Source organism: Flavobacterium branchiophilum FL-15, assembly GCF_000253275.1.
Lineage (GTDB): Bacteria > Bacteroidota > Bacteroidia > Flavobacteriales > Flavobacteriaceae > Flavobacterium > Flavobacterium branchiophilum.
This window is the reverse complement of sequence record NC_016001.1, coordinates 184,826-203,838: the sequence shown is the minus strand read 5'-3', so window position 1 is coordinate 203,838 and position 19,013 is coordinate 184,826. Positions and strand designations below refer to the sequence as shown.

General features: G+C 31.0%; 15 protein-coding genes and 1 tRNA gene. 15 read left to right on the top strand and 1 reads right to left on the bottom strand.

Features of this window, described 5'->3' with window-relative positions:
• Positions 1 to 264: 264 nt before the first annotated feature.
• A tRNA-Phe gene (locus FBFL15_RS00905) sits at positions 265 to 337 on the bottom strand.
• Between the two features lie 98 nt (positions 338 to 435).
• Here FBFL15_RS00905 and FBFL15_RS00900 point away from each other — a divergent pair.
• From FBFL15_RS00900 to FBFL15_RS00825, 15 genes are all read left to right on the top strand, one after another.
• The gene (locus tag FBFL15_RS00900; protein ID WP_014082805.1) at positions 436 to 1,170 is read left to right on the top strand and encodes a type III pantothenate kinase; all 735 of its coding nucleotides are present in this window, start codon (positions 436 to 438) and stop codon (positions 1,168 to 1,170) included.
• Positions 1,163 to 2,386, top strand: coding sequence for a BamG family beta-barrel-assembly machinery protein (bamG, locus tag FBFL15_RS00895; RefSeq protein ID WP_014082804.1), 1,224 nt, complete (start codon positions 1,163 to 1,165; stop codon positions 2,384 to 2,386). Before FBFL15_RS00900 ends, bamG begins: the two co-directional genes overlap by 8 nt.
• Before the next feature lie 59 nt (positions 2,387 to 2,445).
• Positions 2,446 to 3,804: a tetratricopeptide repeat protein gene (locus tag FBFL15_RS00890; RefSeq protein WP_014082803.1), complete on the top strand. Its 1,359-nt coding sequence runs from the start codon at positions 2,446 to 2,448 to the stop codon at positions 3,802 to 3,804.
• Positions 3,801 to 4,349: an LPS export ABC transporter periplasmic protein LptC gene (lptC, locus tag FBFL15_RS00885; protein WP_014082802.1), complete on the top strand. Its 549-nt coding sequence runs from the start codon at positions 3,801 to 3,803 to the stop codon at positions 4,347 to 4,349. The genes FBFL15_RS00890 and lptC overlap by 4 nt, the downstream gene beginning before the upstream one ends.
• Positions 4,350 to 4,359: 10 nt before the next feature.
• Positions 4,360 to 4,542, top strand: coding sequence for a hypothetical protein (locus FBFL15_RS00880; protein ID WP_014082801.1), 183 nt, complete (start codon positions 4,360 to 4,362; stop codon positions 4,540 to 4,542).
• 3 nt (positions 4,543 to 4,545) lie between these two features.
• Entirely contained in the window at positions 4,546 to 5,805 is a 1,260-nt protein-coding gene (locus FBFL15_RS00875) for a hemolysin family protein (protein ID WP_014082800.1), read from the top strand.
• A 109-nt stretch (positions 5,806 to 5,914) separates the two neighbouring features.
• Positions 5,915 to 8,008 (top strand): peptidylprolyl isomerase, encoded by a 2,094-nt coding sequence (locus tag FBFL15_RS00870; protein WP_014082799.1) that lies wholly within the window; start codon positions 5,915 to 5,917, stop codon positions 8,006 to 8,008.
• A gap of 347 nt (positions 8,009 to 8,355) precedes the next feature.
• The gene (locus tag FBFL15_RS00860; protein WP_014082798.1) at positions 8,356 to 8,577 is read left to right on the top strand and encodes a helix-turn-helix domain-containing protein; all 222 of its coding nucleotides are present in this window, start codon (positions 8,356 to 8,358) and stop codon (positions 8,575 to 8,577) included.
• Positions 8,578 to 8,581: 4 nt separating this feature from the next.
• The gene (locus FBFL15_RS00855; RefSeq protein ID WP_014082797.1) at positions 8,582 to 9,799 is read left to right on the top strand and encodes a DNA cytosine methyltransferase; all 1,218 of its coding nucleotides are present in this window, start codon (positions 8,582 to 8,584) and stop codon (positions 9,797 to 9,799) included.
• A 6-nt stretch (positions 9,800 to 9,805) separates the two neighbouring features.
• Entirely contained in the window at positions 9,806 to 11,275 is a 1,470-nt protein-coding gene (locus FBFL15_RS00850; protein WP_014082796.1) for an ATP-binding protein, read from the top strand.
• Complete coding sequence (locus FBFL15_RS00845; protein WP_014082795.1) at positions 11,272 to 14,094, top strand: Z1 domain-containing protein; 2,823 nt, start codon at positions 11,272 to 11,274, stop codon at positions 14,092 to 14,094. The genes FBFL15_RS00850 and FBFL15_RS00845 overlap by 4 nt, the downstream gene beginning before the upstream one ends.
• A gap of 2 nt (positions 14,095 to 14,096) precedes the next feature.
• Positions 14,097 to 15,068, top strand: a complete 972-nt coding sequence (locus FBFL15_RS00840) for a PD-(D/E)XK motif protein (protein WP_014082794.1) — start codon at positions 14,097 to 14,099, stop codon at positions 15,066 to 15,068.
• On the top strand, positions 15,068 to 17,458 hold the full coding sequence (locus FBFL15_RS15625; RefSeq protein ID WP_014082793.1) for an AIPR family protein: 2,391 nt from the start codon (positions 15,068 to 15,070) through the stop codon (positions 17,456 to 17,458). The genes FBFL15_RS00840 and FBFL15_RS15625 overlap by 1 nt, the downstream gene beginning before the upstream one ends.
• Before the next feature lie 10 nt (positions 17,459 to 17,468).
• Positions 17,469 to 17,774, top strand: a complete 306-nt coding sequence (locus tag FBFL15_RS00830) for a glyoxalase/bleomycin resistance/extradiol dioxygenase family protein (protein ID WP_014082792.1) — start codon at positions 17,469 to 17,471, stop codon at positions 17,772 to 17,774.
• Between the two features lie 138 nt (positions 17,775 to 17,912).
• Positions 17,913 to 18,905 (top strand): PDDEXK nuclease domain-containing protein, encoded by a 993-nt coding sequence (locus tag FBFL15_RS00825; protein ID WP_014082791.1) that lies wholly within the window; start codon positions 17,913 to 17,915, stop codon positions 18,903 to 18,905.
• The last annotated feature ends 108 nt before the right edge of the window (positions 18,906 to 19,013 follow it).

Here is a 19,013-nt window from a genome sequence, read left to right as displayed (position 1 = left end):
TTCCAAAAAAATCGTTGCATAGCCGGGCTACAGAACTATTTTTTTTTGACTCATTTTAGCAAAAAAGGACCAATAGATTGGACTATTTTAAATGTATATTTAGTATTATTATCTATATATGATCTAAAAGCTCGAAGTAGCACCAAATTATGAGATGTTGCGATCCACCTCCAATAAGATGATTTATTGTATATCTAGCAACCTGATTGAAAAATAATGTAAAAAGATAAGAAACAAAAAACCCACTCTGTTGAGTGGGTTTTGTGGTACCTCCAGGGATCGAACCAGGGACACATGGATTTTCAGTCCATTGCTCTACCATCTGAGCTAAGGTACCTTTGCTATTGCGAGTGCAAATATAAGATGTTTTTTTGTTTCTCCAAAACATTTTTATAAAAAAAATGATTTGTATGTTTGCAAAATCAAAATTAATATATGCTTTTAGCTTTAGACATTGGAAATACTCGAATCAAAGTAGCTGTATTTCAAGAGGATAGAATTGTATTTATTGAATCGTTTGAATCGAAAATATTTTTAAATAATATCGAAAATATTTTAAATTCATATCCAAAAATTACCGATATGGTAGTTTCATCGGTGGGAAAATGGGCTGAAAACGATTTTTTTACCCTCAAATCAAAAGTAAAAATCTGTTTTTTGGATCAAAATATATCATTTCCATTTCAAAATTGTTACCAAACGCCTCAAACAGTTGGAATAGACCGTTTGGTGTTGAGTGCAGGTGCCGTTTTACAATTTCCAAATCAAAACCGATTGATTATAGATGCAGGAACTTGTGTAACGTATGATTTTGTTGACGAGCACAACCGCTATTTTGGAGGAGCTATTTCGCCTGGTTTTCGATTACGATATGAATCGTTAAACAATTATACGGCCAAATTGCCGTTACTTACCTTGCAAGCCCCCGACGATTGGATTGGAAATTCGACAACTGCCGCTATACATTCGGGGGTTGTAAATGGTATGATTTATGAAATTGATGGATTTATTAACCAATATTTGGCAAAATATGCCAATTTTATCATAATTTTAACGGGTGGCGATGCTAATTTTTTGGCTAAACGATTAAAAAACACCATATTTGCCAATTCAAATTTTCTACTCGAAAGTTTGAATCAAACTTTTCAATATATAAATAAAAATGATTAAAAATATTATTACAAGCTTTTGCTTATTTTTAGCCGTAAGCACCTTCGCTCAGGAAGGTAGTTCGTCGCCTTATTCCTACTTTGGTATTGGTGAAGTAAAATTTAAAGGAACTGTCGAAAATCGTTCGATGGGAGGTTTGTCTTTGTTGTGCGATAGCATCCATCTCAATATGGAGAATCCCGCTTCATATTCGCACTTAAAACTTACAAGTTTTGCCATTGGTACTAATAACAATCAGAATAAAATACAATCTGATGTTCAATCAGAAACAGTCAAACGTTTTTCTCTTGATTATTTGGCAGTTGGTCTTCCTATTGGAAAACTTGGTGCCAGTTTTGGTGTAATACCCTATTCTGCTGTGGGATACAAAATTCAAAAAACCGATTTAATTCGCTACAATGGCACAGGTGGTTTGAATAAAGTATATGCTGGATTGGGCTATTCGATTACTAAAGCTTTGAGTATAGGGATTAATTTTGATTATAATTTTGGAAAAATAACAACACAAAGTTCTGAATTTATATCAGATGTAGAACTTGGCACTATTGAAGCCAATACCTCTATTATAAAAGGAACAAATTTTACATTTGCCATGGCGTTTAAAGATAAAATTTCTAAAAAATTAGAACTTTCTGCCAGTGTTTCATATAGTCCAGAATCTCAATTGAACGTCAATAACAATAGGTCAATATCTACCCTATCTTATGGTGGGTCTGTTACTGAAACCAATGATGCTATTTTATCCAAATTGACTTTGAATTTTTCTGAAAAAACCACTATGGGCATTGCCATTGGACAACCCAAAAAATGGTTAATTGGAACAGAGTATCATTTTAGAAAAAGCAGTAATTTTAGTAATGTATTCAATGATCCATTAACAAATGTTCGTTTTGAAAATGGTTCAAAATGGAGTTTTGGAGGCTATTATATACCAAAATACAATTCTTTTACCAGTTATTTGGATAGAATTGTATATAGAGGAGGTTTGAAATTTGAAAATACAGGTTTGATGATCAACAATCAATCCATCAAAGACCAATCTGTATCGTTAGGTTTTGGCTTGCCTTTGCCTGGCTACACGTCTAACTTGAATATTGGGTTAGAATTAGGCTCAAAAGGAACAACCACAGCTGGTTTGGTTAAAGAAAATTATTTTAATATAAGTATTGGCGTTTCTTTTAACGATAAATGGTTTCAAAAACGCAAATATGATTAATTTTGCCATATAATAAAAATTGTTTTAAAATAAACCTACAACACTAAAATGATTAATTGATGTCAAAAAAACTAATATATCTATTTTTAGGTTTTACGAGTGCAATAATTGCTCAACAAAAAGACCAAGAATGCCTGTCGAAAAAACAGGCATTGGCTATTGCTATTAATCAAAATAAAACAACAGAGGCTTATACCATTTGGAAAGACGTTTTTAAAACATGCCCCAATCCAAGTGAAGCTTTTTTTGTTGATGGCGAAAAATTAGCTTATCAATCATTAGAAATAGCACGTACAAAAGAAGAAAACGTGATGATATACAAGGATTTAATACAAATTTATACCCAATATAATTTGAATTATCCTAGTAATAGTAAGGGAAGTAATGTCAAAAAAGCATTGCTATTATTCAATCAAAAATGGGATACAGACGACGTAGTTTTTGATATTTTACATCGAGAATTTGTTAAAAACAAAGCTGATTTTCAAAATCCTGAAGCCTTGAGTATTTATTTTTTATTGTTAGAAAAACAATATCAATTAGCCAATAAAAAAGTTTCGTTGCACCAATTGATGTCCAAAAAAATAGAAATAGCTGCTTTGATTGCAGATAAATTAGCCGCACTAAAAGCGGATAATAACATAGGGCTAGACAACTCATCTACAATACAATCAGAACATTACAAACAAAAAATAGACAGCAACAACCAGTTGATCGCTTCATTTCAAACGGTTGTAGAAGGCAACAATGCTTTGATGGCACCTTATGAAACTAACGAAAATATCCAAAATTTTGCACAAGCAGCATTTGAAAGTCATCAAAATGATTCGTTTTGGTTATTTGAAATGGCCCAATTGATGTTTGAAAAAAACTGTGTAAACACTCCTTTTTTTAATAAAATTGCCACCCAGTCTGAAGCATTGAACCACAATTCCATTTCGGCAAAAATTATGTCATATACTTATTTGATGCAATCAAATGTCCCATTAACCACCCAATGGATAGACACAGCCGTTAGCCGTTCATCAGACCCACAAGAACGGGCCTTGTTATATTATCAATTGGCCACTACTGTATTTGGCACATCCGATTTTGAAAAAGCGGCTCAATATTTAGAAAAAGCCTTGATAGAAAACCCCAAGTTGGCAAAAGCATATTTATATATGGCCCAATTATACGAATCGGGCAACTGCGGCAGCAACAATTTTGAAAAAAAAGCTACCTATTGGCTTATGGCTTCGGTGGTAGAAAAAGCGGGAGAAGTAGATGCCAATTACAAACAAACTGCCCGCATTATTGCTGATAAATATTTGAAAAAGGCCCCAAACCGAGCTGAAATTATGGATTCTGGTAAAGCGGGCAAAGACCTACAATTGCATTGTTGGATAAACAAAACCATAAAAGTGCCAAAAACATGATTTTGAAACTAAACTATGTTATGCGACTTCTTTTGGGGAGTGTACTGTTGGGCTTGACAAGTTGCGAAAGCCACTTTAAGGACGTTCAAAAAATAAATTTTGTAGCGTTCAAACCTGCAGGCGAATCGGATGATATCAATTTAAAATATACTGATTCTGGACGTATAACCGCTATTTTAATCACCCCAAAAATGTTGGATTTTTCCACGGTTTCGTTCCCGTTTATTGAATTTCCAAAAGGAATAGACCTTACATTATATGATAAAAATGGCAAACGAACGTTTATAAAATCCAAATATGCCATTAATTATAAACGAACACAAATCGTTGATTTGCAAGGCAATGTAACCATTACTAACGAAATGGGACAACAAATGAAAACCAATCAACTGTTTTTTGATCAAAAAAACGAATGGTTTTATACAGAAAAATATTATGAATTTCATTCGCCCGAAGGCAATTTAACTGGCGAAGGAGTAGATTTTAGTAAAGATTTTAAAATAATGAATACCCAAAGACTTACTGGCGAAGTACAATCTAAATAAATTTAAAAAAATGATTTTTCAAAAATATATTCAATATGTGTATTTGGGCATTGCCCTTCTTTTTTTGATAGATGCGATAAGACAATATCAAAACGGCGAAACTTTTTGGATTAGTTTGTTGTTTGTTGGCATGGCCATTGCCCTTTTTTTTATCAAAAGAAAAATGGCAAAACGTTTTGGACCCAAACAATAAGCAATGGAAATCATCATAATAGTTATTTGTCTAATTTTATGTGCCTTTTTTTCGGGTATGGAAATTGCTTTTGTATCGTCTAACAAAATTTATTTGGAAATCGAAAAAAAACAAGACAGTTTCATTTCAAAAATACTTACCAAACTTACCGAAAAACCTTCGCAATTTATTACAACAATGCTGGTGGGCAATAATATTGCATTGGTAATTTATGGTTTTTATATGGGCGATTTGCTGATGACATACATCCTTTCATGGGGGTACCATTTCACAAATTTTACAAATCTATTGATTCAAACTATACTTTCAACGCTCTTGGTATTAGTAACTTCCGAGTTTTTACCTAAAGTGTTTTTTCAAATATATGCTAATAATTTAATCAAATTTTTTGCAGTTCCTGCTTATGTTTTTTACACCCTTTTTTATTACATTTCGGTATTTACCATTTGGATTTCGGATATTGTTTTAAAAAAATTTTTCAAAACAGAAGGCGATCAAGTGCAACTCCATTTTAGTAAAACCGAACTTGGCGATTATATTTCGCAACAAATGGATGCCATAGACAACCAGGAAGAGCTGGATTCGGAAATACAAATTTTTCAAAACGCATTAGAATTTTCTGGAGTAAAGGCAAGAGAAATCATGACACCACGAACAGAAATTCAGGCTATCGAAATGGGCGACAGCATCATCCATTTGAGACAAATGTTTATAGAAACAGGGTATTCCAAAATTTTAGTGTATCAAAATTCATTAGACGATATCGTAGGCTACATCCATTCGTTTGAATTGTTTAAAAAACCTAAACATATAAAGGACATTACCATTCCAATTGAATTTGTACCCGAAACCATTTTCATAAAAGATGTTATGGATTTACTTACTAAAAAAAGAAAGAGCGTAGCCATAGTATTGGATGAATATGGCGGCACATCGGGTATTATTACGATGGAAGATATTGTAGAAGAGCTTTTTGGCGATATTCAGGACGAACACGACTTGGACGAAGAACTTTTGGAACAAGCGTTGGACAACGGCAGCTACCTGTTTTCGGCACGGCTAGATGTACAATACATCAACGAAACCTACAAACTCAACATTCCAGAAGGAGATTCTTATGAAACATTAGGAGGGTATATTGTCAATTATACCAACGAAATCCCTCAAACAAACGATGAAATATATATCGAAAATTTCAAATTTGACATTGAAGAGGCTTCAAACAACAAAATATTGACTGTAAAATTGACTAAAATAAAATAAAAAACAATATTTTTTAAAAAAATCATGTAAAAATAACCAACAAAGTATAATTATTAAATAGATAATTGTATTTTCGCAAACTGAAATAAAATTTAATCACTTATAGAAAATGGCAGTTTTAGCAAAAATTAGACAGCGTTCGATATTACTAATTTCAATTATTGCAATATCCTTGTTTGCATTTATTATCCAAGATTTTTGGAGAAAAGGAGATTTTGGTTCCTCAAAAGACGTAGGATCTATCAACGGAGAAGATATTAATTTTCAAAGTTTTAACCAAAAAGTAAACAATTTAGAAAAAAGTGGTCGAGGCACAACCAACATCCAAGCCGTGAATCAGGTGTGGGAACAAGAAATTTCGTTGGCTCTTTTGAATGCTGAATTCAAAAAAATCGGTTTGCGAGTAGGCGAAAATCAAATTGTAAATGCGTTGAAGCAAAATCAAAATATTGGGCAAAACAAAATGTTTCAAAACGAAGCAGGTGTTTTTGATATTTCAAAATTTAAAGATTATTTCAAAACCAATCCAGATCAGGCCGCTTCTTTGAAAGGTGCTGAAGATGATGCAGCACTTAATGCCAAATACGAAATATATGGCACGTTGCTCAAAGCAGGTTTTCATGCAACCAAAGCCGAAGCCAAATTGAAATATGAAGCTGAAACAAACAAAGTTACTTTTGATTATGTAAACGTGCCTTATACCGCTATCAAAGATAGCGAAGTAAAAATTTCTGACGCAGAAATTACGGACTATATGAAAAAGAACGAGAAAAAATACAAAACTGAGGAAGCTCGTGAAATTCAATATGTATTAATAGAAGACAAACCTTCTGCACAAGATGAAAACGACATCAAATCGTCGATAACCTCTTTGTTGTCTAAAAGTGTGGTGTATAATGCAACCACCAAAACCAATGATACCATTGCCGGATTTGGAGCTGCAAAAGACGTTGCCGAGTTTGTAAATGCCAATTCCGACGTACCTTATGACTCTACATACATAGCCAAAAAAGATTTGCCAGCCATGGATGCCGACAAGTTATTCAACTTGCCAGTAGGATCTGTATATGGCCCTTATATTAACGGAAAATACTATTGCTTATCAAAATCATTAGGCAAAAAAGCCAATGTCAATGCCAAAGCAAGCCACATTTTGATCAGCTATGAAGGTACTCCTGTACCAAACAAAAGAGAAAAACGTACCAAAGAAGAAGCACAAGCAAAAGCACAAGCGTTGTTGGCACAAGCATTGGCCAATCCAGCTGGATTTATGATGATGGCTTTTCAATACTCCGACGATTCATCTGCTCAGCAAGGTGGTGATTTAGGTTACTTTAGCCAAGGACAAATGGTAAAACCTTTTAACGACTTTGTGTTCAACAACGGAGTGGGCAAAATAGGTTTGGTAGAAACACAATTTGGTTTTCACATCATCAATGTTACAGACAAACAAGATGCTGTAAGACTTGCTACTGTTGCTAGAAAAATTCAAGCATCAGAAAAAACAACAGACAATATATACACACAAGCCACCAAGTTTGAAATGGATGCCAACGCAAAAGCCTTTGAAGAAGTGGCCAAAGCCATGAAACTAACGGTTTCGCCAGCCACAAAATTTAAAGCTTTAGACGAAAACGCAGGCGGATTAGGACCACAACGTCAGGTTATCCGATGGGCATTTAGCAAAGAAACAAACGTAGGCGACATCAAACGATTTGAAATAGCAAATTTAGGACAAGTAATTGCCAAGTACAAAAAATCCTATCCAGCAGGATTGATGGCTGTAGAAGATGCCAGATTGTCTGTAGAACCTGTTTTGAAAAACAAGAAAAAAGCCGAAATGATTAAAGCCAAACTAAAAGGTACTTCATTAGAAGCAATGGCAACGGCCAACCAAGTAAAAGTACAAAACGCAGCAGATGTAACACTAGAAAACGCTGTATTACAAAACATTGGTCAAGAAGCAAAAGTAGTTGGTACCGCCTTTGGAATTGGTGCCAACAAAACCTCTAGCCCAATAGATGGCAATGCAGGAGTATATGTAGTACGTACAAAAGCAGTTACAAAAGCACTCGCTTTAAAAGATTACAACCCTTATTTGGCAAAAGTAAAAGCCGCCAATGCCGGAAAAATTAACGGTGTTATCCCAGCTTTAAAAGCCAATGCCAAAATTGTGGACAACAGAGCCAACTTTAATTATTAAAAAAATATAAAGTCATCAAAAACCCGTTTCAGTTTGAAACGGGTTTTTTTTTGTAGCGTGTTTGAAAAACATAATTAATGTTTAGATATATAAAAACCGAAATTAGCAGTGTGATTTCGGTTTTTTTTATGCTTAGAACCCTAGTTTTAGGGTAAAAGCACCTTCCAAAAAGAGCCAAAAAGGTACCCAAACAACCTATTTTGACACTATCCCTTGCAAATGAAAAACAACCCATTTTATTTGTGCCACACGTTAAATATATACCTAAAAAAATTGTGGATAAAAATTAATTCACGCTTACCATAGTAAGCGGTTAGCCCATCATTTCAAATTTAATTTTACATATTATGGATATCAATAAAAAAACAGGCGAAAAAATACATCAACTACGAAATCAAAAAAAGTTTTCGATAGAACATTTGGCAAATATTGCAAACATAGACAGAAATTACCTATCTGATATTGAAAAAGGCAAACGGAATGTATCATTAGTTGTATTAGAAAAAATCATAGTTGCTTTAGAGTTGGATTTTTCTGTTTTTTTTAACGATGAAATTTTTAAGAAATAACAAAATGAATTATATAGATCTATTTGCTGGAGCTGGTGGTTTATCCGAAGGATTTATCCGTAACGGATTTAATCCTATTGCCCATGTGGAGATGAATAAAGACGCTTGCGACACTTTAAAAACAAGAGCTGCGTTCCATCATTTAAAAGAAAATAAAGAAATAAACATATATTATGACTATTTGAAAGGCAAAATTTCAAGACAAGAATTGTGGAATAAAGTGCCAACCAACATAATCGATTCTGTTATAAATAAAGAAATTTCAACAGAAACGTTACCCTTTATTTTTGAAAAAATAGATCAAGAATTAGGAAAAAATCAAGTAGATTTAGTAATTGGCGGTCCGCCATGTCAGGCTTATTCTGTTGCAGGACGGGCAAGAAAAAACATGGCAGACGACCCTCGAAACCATTTATATCTTCACTACGTTGAATTTTTAAAACGCTACAATCCTAAAATGTTTGTATTTGAAAATGTGCCTGGAATTTTGTCTGCAAGTAATGGAATTTACTTAGATAAAATTTTTGAAGCAGTAAAAGAAGCCGGCTACGAACTAGAGAAATCTGTTTTAAATGCCAAGAATTTTGGAGTTCTTCAAGATAGGAAAAGGGTAATTATCATCGGATGGAAAAGAGAATTAGGATTTAAATATCCTCATTTTGAAGTCAAAGAAAATAATTTTGAAATATTAAAACATTTATTTTCTGATTTACCCAAAATAAAAAGCGGACAAGGTGAATGGAATGTTTCTAAATATGCAAAGAAAACAAATAGTTATTTAGAATCAACAGGGATTCGCAATGGTATTGATTTTACAACACAACACGTTTCTAGATTTAACAATGAAAATGATTTAGAAATTTATAGAATAGCTGTTGAGAAATGGACTAACGAGGGCAAAAGATTAAATTATGCCGAATTACCTACAAGGTTAATCAAACACAATAATACCTCAACATTTTCAAATAGGTTTCAAGTAGTAAATCACAAAGGTGTTTCACATACCGTTGTTGCACACATCTGTGCAGACGGACACTATTATATTCACCCAGATATTACACAAAATCGTTCGATAACTGTTAGAGAAGCCGCAAGAATTCAATCTTTTCCCGATGACTATTTCTTTGAATCTAGCAGAACCGCTGCATTTAAACAAATTGGAAATGCTGTGCCAGTATTAATGGCAGAAGGAATTGCTAAGAAAATTAAAGAAATGATATAAAAATTTATGCACCAATACAAAGCCGAAAACGCCAAGCCAAATCCAAAATCAACAATAAATTCATATCGTAGTTTTGGTTATAACCTTTCAACAGCAATAGCAGATATTATTGATAATAGTATATCTGCTAACGCTAATGCTATTGAAATTGATTTTCTTTGGAAAGGTAAAGATTCTACTATTTCAATTCTCGATAATGGGAAAGGAATGAATTTAGAGGAATTAATTATCGCTATGACTCCAGGAAGTAAAGATCCTGAAGACACTAGAGATGAAAAAGATTTGGGCAGGTTTGGTATGGGGCTAAAAACCGCTTCATTTTCACAATGTAAACGGCTTACTGTTATTACAAAAAAAGACGGTTTTGCTACTATTAAAAGATGTTGGGATATTGATTTTATAAATAGTGAAGAAGAATGGACTTTATTAGATTATGTTTCAGATGAATCATATTTAGAGAAAGTCGAAAAATTAATAAGTGGAACTTTAATTGTTTGGGAATTATTAGATAGAATTGTTGGTAATTCTAAAGTTGATAATGAAGCTGTTAAAAATGCTTTCTATCAAGAAATGGCAACAGTAAATGAGCATTTAAGTTTAGTTTTTCATCGTTTTATTGAAAGTAAAAAAATTAAACTTTTTACAAATACCTATGTAATAGAACCATGGAATCCTTTCCTTTTAAACCTTACTCCGAAGCCTGAAATGGGACAATTAGAAGTGTTAATCAACAATGTTGAAGTAACCTATTTCATTCTTCCTCACATGTCAAAAATCAGCAATGAAGATTACGAAAAATCGGGAGGTCCATTAGGATGGTATCAACAACAAGGTTTTTATATTTATAGAGGAGATAGATTGCTTGTATCTGGTGACTGGTTGGGTATTGAAAAAAAGAGAGAATATTCAAAACTAGCAAGAATTGCTATCAACTTTCCTAATGCAAACGATTTTGATTGGAATCTGGATATAAAAAAATCAACTGCTACACCACCAATTGAGATAAGAAAAGAATTAGCCAGAATAGCAAAAATGGCGGTTATGAAATCTGCAAAAATATATAATTGGAGAGGTCAAAAAACAGTGTCTTCAGATTATAATAGTCAATCTTTTGAGAGTTTATGGAAAGATGAAACAAACAGAGAAGGAATAAAAAAATATAAAATAAATAAGAAGCACCCAATTATAAAACAATTGCTTGATTCCGAAAAAGAAAACAAGCTTTTTTCAAAAGCTATAAAACTAATTGAAGAGAATATTCCTTTAGAATTGATTTTATACAATCAAAATGAGAACCCATCTTTTCATGAGTTAGAAAGTATTCCTGAAATTCCTAGTGATGAGTTAATCAATTTAGCATTAGAATTATATAAAATTTACATTACTCAAGGAATACCAGAAAATTTAGCAAAACAGCAAATAATGAATTCAACTCCATTCAATCTATTTCCATTAATAAATGACTATTTAATATGAACGATATAAATCAAACTGCTAAATTAGTTTGTTATGCATTCCTAAATATGATATCTAAGGAAGAAATAACTGATGATGTTATAATAAAAATAATAAATGAAAAAATCAAATCAGCTCCAGAGTTTAAAGATGTTGATTTTACAAATTTATTTGAAGTAATCAGATCCGAATGTGGAATAGGAAAAGGAGAAATAACAATAATGTCTGATGACATTGAACCTTGGTTGAGTGAAGAAAAAAGCAATATCAATTTTGAATTATGGAATAGATATAAATTATATATGTCTCAAAATGACCCATCATTTCCAGTTAATGATTTGGATGATTTTACAGATAAAATTTTGGATAAATGTGTAAATCCTAAAGACAAAAATTCTTGGGACAGACGTGGAATGGTTGTAGGACACGTACAATCGGGCAAAACATCAAATTATGTTGGTTTAATAAACAAAGCGACTGATTCTGGATATAAAGTAATTATTGTGATTGCTGGAACAATTAGTTCACTACGTAGGCAAACGCAAGAAAGAATTGATGCTGGATTCATTGGAAGAAGTAGTTCCGCATTTATCCGAGAAAATGAAAATAGACTTATTGGTGTTGGAAACTTAAAAGTGGAAACAGATATTTATTCACTAACTTCTTCATATTATAAAAGTGGTGATGAGGGAGATTTTAGCCAATCAGTAGCCAATCGATTAAACATTCCAATTGGAAAAAACCCTGTTGTTTTTGTAATTAAAAAAAATAAAAGTATTCTCGAAAATTTAATAGATTGGTTCTCAAAAAATGAAAACATTAAAAACATAGATGGAACTCCTAAATTGTTTGATGTTCCTGCTTTGATTATAGATGATGAGGCAGATGCAGCCTCTGTTAATACTACAAAAAACATTAATGATATAAAAACAATCAATAAGTTAATTAGAACTTTATTAAATATTTTTAATCAAAATACATTTATCGGTTACACCGCAACTCCTTATGCTAATTTATTTATTTCACAAGAACACAATGAGGACTTAAAAACTATTGTTAAAAATAAAGAATATAAAATTGGAGAAGATTTATTTCCTCGAGATTTTATAATAAATATAAAAGCACCTACTAATTACATTGGTGCTTCAAAAATATTTGGTTTTGAAAATCCAAATGGAACAGAAAATGAACCTTTAGATATTTTTCGTGCTATTGACGATTTTGACCCACCTTTTTTCAAAACAATCAATAAATATAATAAAGTAGATTTGCCAGAATATTTACCTAAAAGTTTAGAAAAAGCTATAAAATCTTTCATTCTAACTTGTGCAATCAGAAGAGTTAGAGGTCACGAAAAGAAACACAATTCTATGCTAATCCATGTTGCTTTATTGGTAAAATGGATTGATAAAGTTGCCTATTTGGTTAATGATAAAATGCGGGAATACAAAAACGCAATCGATGGTAATGATGAAACATTAATGAATGATTTAGAACATCTGTATGAGTCCGACTTTTTACCGACAACTGAAAATGTTATAGAAAATTTAGATTATACAGACATAAGAATTAAAACACACTCTTGGGAAGAAATAAAAAAAGAATTGAAAAAAGCAGCTTCAAAAATTGAAGTTCGTTCTGTTCACGGAACCCGTTCTACAACAAATCTTGAATATCACAATATTGAAGAAATTGATTATAGTAGATACGATAATGGTTTTTCAGTGATTGCAGTTGGAGGAAGCAGATTATCGAGAGGAATAACATTAGAAGGATTATCTGTAAGTTATTATCTAAGAACTACAAAAATGTATGATTCATTAATGCAAATGGGGCGTTGGTTTGGTTATCGTCCCGGTTATGTAGACTTATGTAGACTTTATACAACAGAACAAATTTTTGAATGGTTTAACCATATTACAATGGCTACAGAAGAAATGCGTGATGATTTTGATGAAATGACAGCAGCTTTGCAAAAACCAAAAGATTTCAAACTCAAAGTACGAAATCATCATGGTTTATTAACGATAACAAGTTTAGCAAAATTAAATTTTTCCGAAAAAATTGAAATTTCCTTTTCTGGCACAAATCCGCAAACTTATCAATTATTGAAAACTAAATCAGCTATTGAAAATAATTTCAAGCAGTTTAAAGAATTACTTAACATTGGAAATAAAAAAATTGAAATAATTAAACATAAAGAAACCGATTCAATTCCAAGATATGTTTTAATAAAGGATTTTGACAAAGAAAAAATAGCTTCTTTTTTAGATAATTTTAAAATTGATTTACCAAAAATTAAAAACGCTAAACTTGGTGAATACATTTTAAAACAATCTGAAATAAAAGAATGGGCAGTTGCTATAGTTTCTAACACTGATACACGAGTTTTTATTGACTGGAAAGGTGGTTCAAAAAAAGGAGAACGAGATAAAAATGAAGAATTAAAAAACTACATAATTTCAATTGGTAATCAAGAAATTAAATTAGGTTGTAGTGTTCGTAATCAACAATTAAATAGACCTGGTGAATATTATCATATTTCAAAAAATCAAATTGATGACACTGCTGATAGACAGATTGATTTAACAAAAACTGGCTTTAAATTGAATAGTGATATTAAAATTGAACGCTCAAAAGAAAAGAAAGGATTATTATTAATTTACGCATTAGATGAACGTGGTACACCAAACGTAAAGAATGACATTCCAATTATTGGCTATAGTATTCATTTTCCTATAATTGACAATGAAAAAAAAGTGTCTTATACAGCGACAATAAATAACGGTTTTGATGAAGAAACTCAAGAAGATGATGATTTAATTAACGAAGATGAATAATTATGGTAAGTATTAAATCTATTTGGGAAAGTCATGTTCCTACTGATGAAATTATTATAAAAACGCAACTTGAACACGTTAAACCGTTCAAATGTTTTGCGGCTACAAATCATATTACTGGTAATCATTTATACATATTTGAAACTTCAAAAAACGCAAAATTTCCAGAATTTAAAAATTTTAAATTCAAGGGATTATTCATTGAAATATTTGAATTTGATGAAACAAAAGAGTTACATATTTATCTTTTAGACAATCAATTAAAAGATATCTTTAGCTTATTTATTGAAAATATTGTTGAAGAAATTTCAAAAAGTATTACCGAAAATGAAGCTCTAGTTGAAACTTCTAATGTTGTTTTAAAATGGAAGAAATTATTTGATAAAATAAATTTTCAAGGGCTAACAATTGAAAGACAAAAAGGATTAATTGGAGAACTTTTATTATTCAATTCCATATTAGATGAAGAATATTCTATTGATGCTTTATTAGAAAGTTGGACTGGCCCAGATTTTAATGATAAAGACTTTCGTTTTGGTTCATTTGGCATTGAAGTAAAGTTAACTTCATCAAAAGTTCCAAAAGTTAAGATTTCAAGTGAAAGACAGTTAGATAATGAGAATATAACAAAGTTATATTTAGTATTATATGTGGTCGAAGAAGTTAAGGATAAAGGATTTTCACTAAATTCTATTATCGAGCAAATCAGAACTAAAATTAATAACAATCAGAATGCTTTAAAGTTTTTCAACGAGAGACTTTTATTAGTTGGATATTTTGATGAAGATTTTGAAAATTATAAACGTCAGTATGCTTTTAGAAAGAGAAATTTTTATGAAGTGTCAAATGATTTTCCAAGATTAGTAGCTTCAGATTTACCTATTGGTTTGTTTGATACAAAATACAACATTGAATTATCAGCAATAGAACAATTTTTATTAAGTAATGAATCAATTCTTGAATTAATAAAATAATGGAAAGAGGATTAAAAAATTATATTGAAGCCATTCAGTCCGATGTTTCAGCATTAGTATATTCAGATGGCGAAGGAGCAAGTTTTGAAGATAAATTTACAGAGCATTGCATTGAAATATTGGATAATATTGGCAAATCAGAAGGTGCCAGAGTATTGTCTTATATAAACCCTGATTCTCAAGGAAGAATTGACTGGAAAATAAACGGTTATTGTCTTAAAGATGAATTTGAAGATGATGAGAAAAAGAAAATTTATTATGAAACTCTTGATGTTTTTATTACAAATTATAATCATTTAAAATATGATTATAATATAACTAAAGCTGATTTTGATAAAGGAATAAATCAAATAAAAAGATTTCTTAATTCTTCTCTAAAAGGTTCTATTAATTACATTGATCCAGCACAAACAGAATTAAATAAACTTTTGGACACCATAAAAAAACAGAGAAAAGAATTTGAAAGAGTTAATGTGTTTTATTTAATAAATGGTAATTCAAATTATGATGTTGAAAAAGTTAATATTAAAGATTATGAGGATTTGGATATTTTTGTTCATGTTTGGGATATTCCAAGGTTTTATAAATTAAGTGAATCTTCAAGCAATAGAGAACCAATTGAAATTGATTTTAAAGAATTAATATCAAATAATCAGCACGGTATTCAATGTTTGAAAATGCCTAATATTAATGATTTATATGAATGTTATCTGGCAATTTTACCAGGTGAAATTTTATCCAAACTTTACAAAGAATATTCAAATGAATTACTTGAAAGTAATGTTAGAGCTTTTTTAGGTCAAACAGGTAAATTTAATAAAGGTATAAGAGATACAATTAGAGAAAAACCTCAAATGTTTCTTCCATACAATAATGGTATTACTGCAACAGCAGAAAATGTTGAAACCATTCTTAATGATAATCAACTATACCTAACTAAATTATTAGATTTTCAAATTGTAAATGGTGGTCAAACGACTGCCTCATTATTTCATACACAGAAGAAGTTTAAAGATGCCGATTTGAGTAATGTTTTTGTTCAGATGAAATTAACGGTTATAAAAGATGTTGAACAAAAGAACATTGAAGTTCCGAACATTGCTAGATATGCCAACAGTCAAAATAAAGTATCAGAATTAGATTTATCTTCTAATAATCCATTTTTTGTTCAAATTGAATCATTATCACGAAAAAAATATGTTATTGATCCTGATAATAAAAACATGTCTACACTGTGGTATTTTGAAAGAGTTAATGGTCAGTATAAGGAATCTTTAAATAAATTAGCAACTCCAGCTCAACAAAGAAAATTCAAGGAACAAAATCCTACCAATCAAAAATTTGTTAAATCTGATGTTGCTAAGTACATAAATATTTGGGAATTAGAACCACATTATGTTTCACAAGGTGCTCAGAAAAACTTTATTCATTACACAAAAAATATTAATGAATTAGTGAAGAAAAATAAATTTCCTGGTGAAAATTTTTATAAAAAATTAATTGCTAATGCTATTCTTTTTAAGGTAGTTGACAAACTTTTTGGTCGAAAAAACATAGATGCCATTGGAGATACTAACTTAAAATCATTTACGGTTGCTTATACATTATCTTACTTTTATTTTTTGACTGACAACAGAATTGATTTGTGGAAAATTTATGAAGAGCAGCGAGTTGACGCTAGAATAATAAATGAATTGCAAAAATTAATTGTTTATGTTTACCATCAATTGGTTAAATCATCAAATAATTCACTTATTTCTGAATATGCAAAAAGAGAATCAAGTTGGAAGTCATTAAAAGATGAAGATTATAAATTCAATTTTGAACAATATTCTGATTGTTTCATAACAAAAGAACAGGTCTTAGCAAGGGAAATAGAAACAGTAGAAATTGATAACAAATCAGAAAATAATTTGATGAATATCAATAAAATTTTAGGTTTCGGTAATAAGTTTTGGGATGGTGTTTCAAAATGGTCAATGAATATTGAAGAATTTAAAGAATTTTCAACCGATATATGGGAAATTGCAAGTAAAATTAAAAGGTCTAAAAATTTTAATAGCAGAGATATTTCAATTGGAAGTAAATTACTATTATACATCGAAGAAAACAATATTAATATTGAAGAAATAAAATCATTATCAAACGAGGTAGAAGTTGAAGTAATCGATATTAAAGCAATTTATGATAGATTAAAGCTAATTTCTAAAAATGATTGGTCTAAAATATTCGACTTAGGTGAACAAACTAAAATATTTGATAATTTAGAATTATTGAATTTGAAATCTGTTCAAAAGGCTCTTTTTAAAAATGAATCTGTGAAAGAAATCAATATATTAAATGCTTTAAAATCAATAAAAAAATTAAAAAAATTCGGTATTAATCATTAATGTAACCCCCATGCTCACCCAAACCCACCCCAAACTCCCCATGCGGAACAAAGCCGTTACCAAAGACTTCTATTGTAACCAATTGGGATTTGAAATTTTTGGAAGTTCCGATTTTGAAGGCTATTTGATGCTCGAAAAAGACCAAATCCAACTCCATTTTTTTGAATTTCCAAGCCTTAATCCGCTAGAAAATTATGGGCAAGTCTATATCCGAACTGAAAATATTGAAACGGTTTATCAAAATTTTGTACAAAACAACATTGCCATTCATCCGGCAGGACATTTGGAAACCAAAGCTTGGGGACAAAAAAGATAACATTGACACTACTGATTTAGAAGCCAAAACCGACCTCATGGTTTATAAACTTTACGAGCTTAGTTATGATGAAGTTTTGGTTGTTGAGCCAGAGTTTAGTTTGAGTAAACAAGAATATGATAATTTTGCAATATAGTTATGGAAGATAAAATTATAGTTTATAAAGAAATATTAAGCAGTTGTATTAGCGAGATACAAACGGCTAGAAGAAGTATTGCTATAAAAATAAATCAAGGCACTATTTCTGTATATTGGAATTTGGGCAAATTGCTTTCCGAAAAAGTTGCCGTAGAATCTTACGGAAGTGGTGTCATAAAAAAGCTTTCTATCGACCTTAAAAAAGAGTTTCCAGACATGGGACTTTCTCCACGTAATTTGTGGAATATGAAGAAGTTTTATGATAGATTTTGTAGTGTAAACGAAAAACTGCAACGCTGCGTTGCAGTTTTGCCGTGGCGTCATATTTTATTAATAATGAGCAAAACCACTACTGATGAAGAAGCGTTGTTTTATGCTTCAAAAACAGTAGAAATGGCGTGGACCAGAGATATTTTGCTCAATTACATCAAAGCCAAAGCCTTTTTGCAAGAAAGCAGCCTTGAAAAAAGTCATAATTTTGCAGCAACATTACCCGAAAACGTAGCCAATCATGCTGATGAACTATTAAAAAGTAGTTACAATTTAGGTTTTTTGGGAGTAACGCAAACCATAAAAGAACGAGAGCTGGAAAAGAGACTGGTCGAAAAAATAAAACATTTTATTTTAGAATTGGGTAAAGGTTTTTCGTTTATCGGGAACCAATATCGTTTAGAATACAATGAGAAAGAATATTTTGTAGATATGCTTTTCTTTCATCGGGATTTAAAATCGCTTGTAGCTATTGAATTAAAAATAGGCGAATTTCAACCAGAATATATTGGTAAAATGAATTTTTACTTAACCTTGTTAGATAAATTTGAACGAAAACCAGACGAAAACCAACCTATTGGAATTATTTTGTGTGCCGATAAAAACCATTTAGATGTAGAAATTGCTCTGCAAGACATCAACAAACCTATTGGTGTATCCGAATATCAATTATTGTTACCAAAAAATCAATTAGAGGATTTAATAAAAAAAGAATTAGAATGATGGTTTTTATAAATCCAAAAAATATTTTAAACAATAGAAAAATTTCTTTGGTGGTCACCTCGAGCATAAGGATGAAAATGTAGATAAAAATGCAGCAGAAAAGTTGCG

Bases quoted from the DNA above. Each gene is read 5' to 3' on its own strand.
- FBFL15_RS00850 (WP_014082796.1), top strand. From the start codon at position 9,806: ATGCACCAATACAAAGCCGAAAACGCCAAGCCAAATCCAAAATCAACA.
- FBFL15_RS00825 (WP_014082791.1), top strand. From the start codon at position 17,913: ATGGAAGATAAAATTATAGTTTATAAAGAAATATTAAGCAGTTGTATT.
- FBFL15_RS00880 (WP_014082801.1), top strand. From the start codon at position 4,360: ATGATTTTTCAAAAATATATTCAATATGTGTATTTGGGCATTGCCCTT.
- FBFL15_RS00870 (WP_014082799.1), top strand. From the start codon at position 5,915: ATGGCAGTTTTAGCAAAAATTAGACAGCGTTCGATATTACTAATTTCA.
- bamG (WP_014082804.1), top strand. From the start codon at position 1,163: ATGATTAAAAATATTATTACAAGCTTTTGCTTATTTTTAGCCGTAAGC.
- FBFL15_RS00830 (WP_014082792.1), top strand. From the start codon at position 17,469: ATGCTCACCCAAACCCACCCCAAACTCCCCATGCGGAACAAAGCCGTT.
- FBFL15_RS00845 (WP_014082795.1), top strand. From the start codon at position 11,272: ATGAACGATATAAATCAAACTGCTAAATTAGTTTGTTATGCATTCCTA.
- FBFL15_RS00840 (WP_014082794.1), top strand. From the start codon at position 14,097: ATGGTAAGTATTAAATCTATTTGGGAAAGTCATGTTCCTACTGATGAA.
- FBFL15_RS00855 (WP_014082797.1), top strand. From the start codon at position 8,582: ATGAATTATATAGATCTATTTGCTGGAGCTGGTGGTTTATCCGAAGGA.
- lptC (WP_014082802.1), top strand. From the start codon at position 3,801: ATGATTTTGAAACTAAACTATGTTATGCGACTTCTTTTGGGGAGTGTA.
- FBFL15_RS00860 (WP_014082798.1), top strand. From the start codon at position 8,356: ATGGATATCAATAAAAAAACAGGCGAAAAAATACATCAACTACGAAAT.
- FBFL15_RS00900 (WP_014082805.1), top strand. From the start codon at position 436: ATGCTTTTAGCTTTAGACATTGGAAATACTCGAATCAAAGTAGCTGTA.
- FBFL15_RS00875 (WP_014082800.1), top strand. From the start codon at position 4,546: ATGGAAATCATCATAATAGTTATTTGTCTAATTTTATGTGCCTTTTTT.
- FBFL15_RS15625 (WP_014082793.1), top strand. From the start codon at position 15,068: ATGGAAAGAGGATTAAAAAATTATATTGAAGCCATTCAGTCCGATGTT.
- FBFL15_RS00890 (WP_014082803.1), top strand. From the start codon at position 2,446: ATGTCAAAAAAACTAATATATCTATTTTTAGGTTTTACGAGTGCAATA.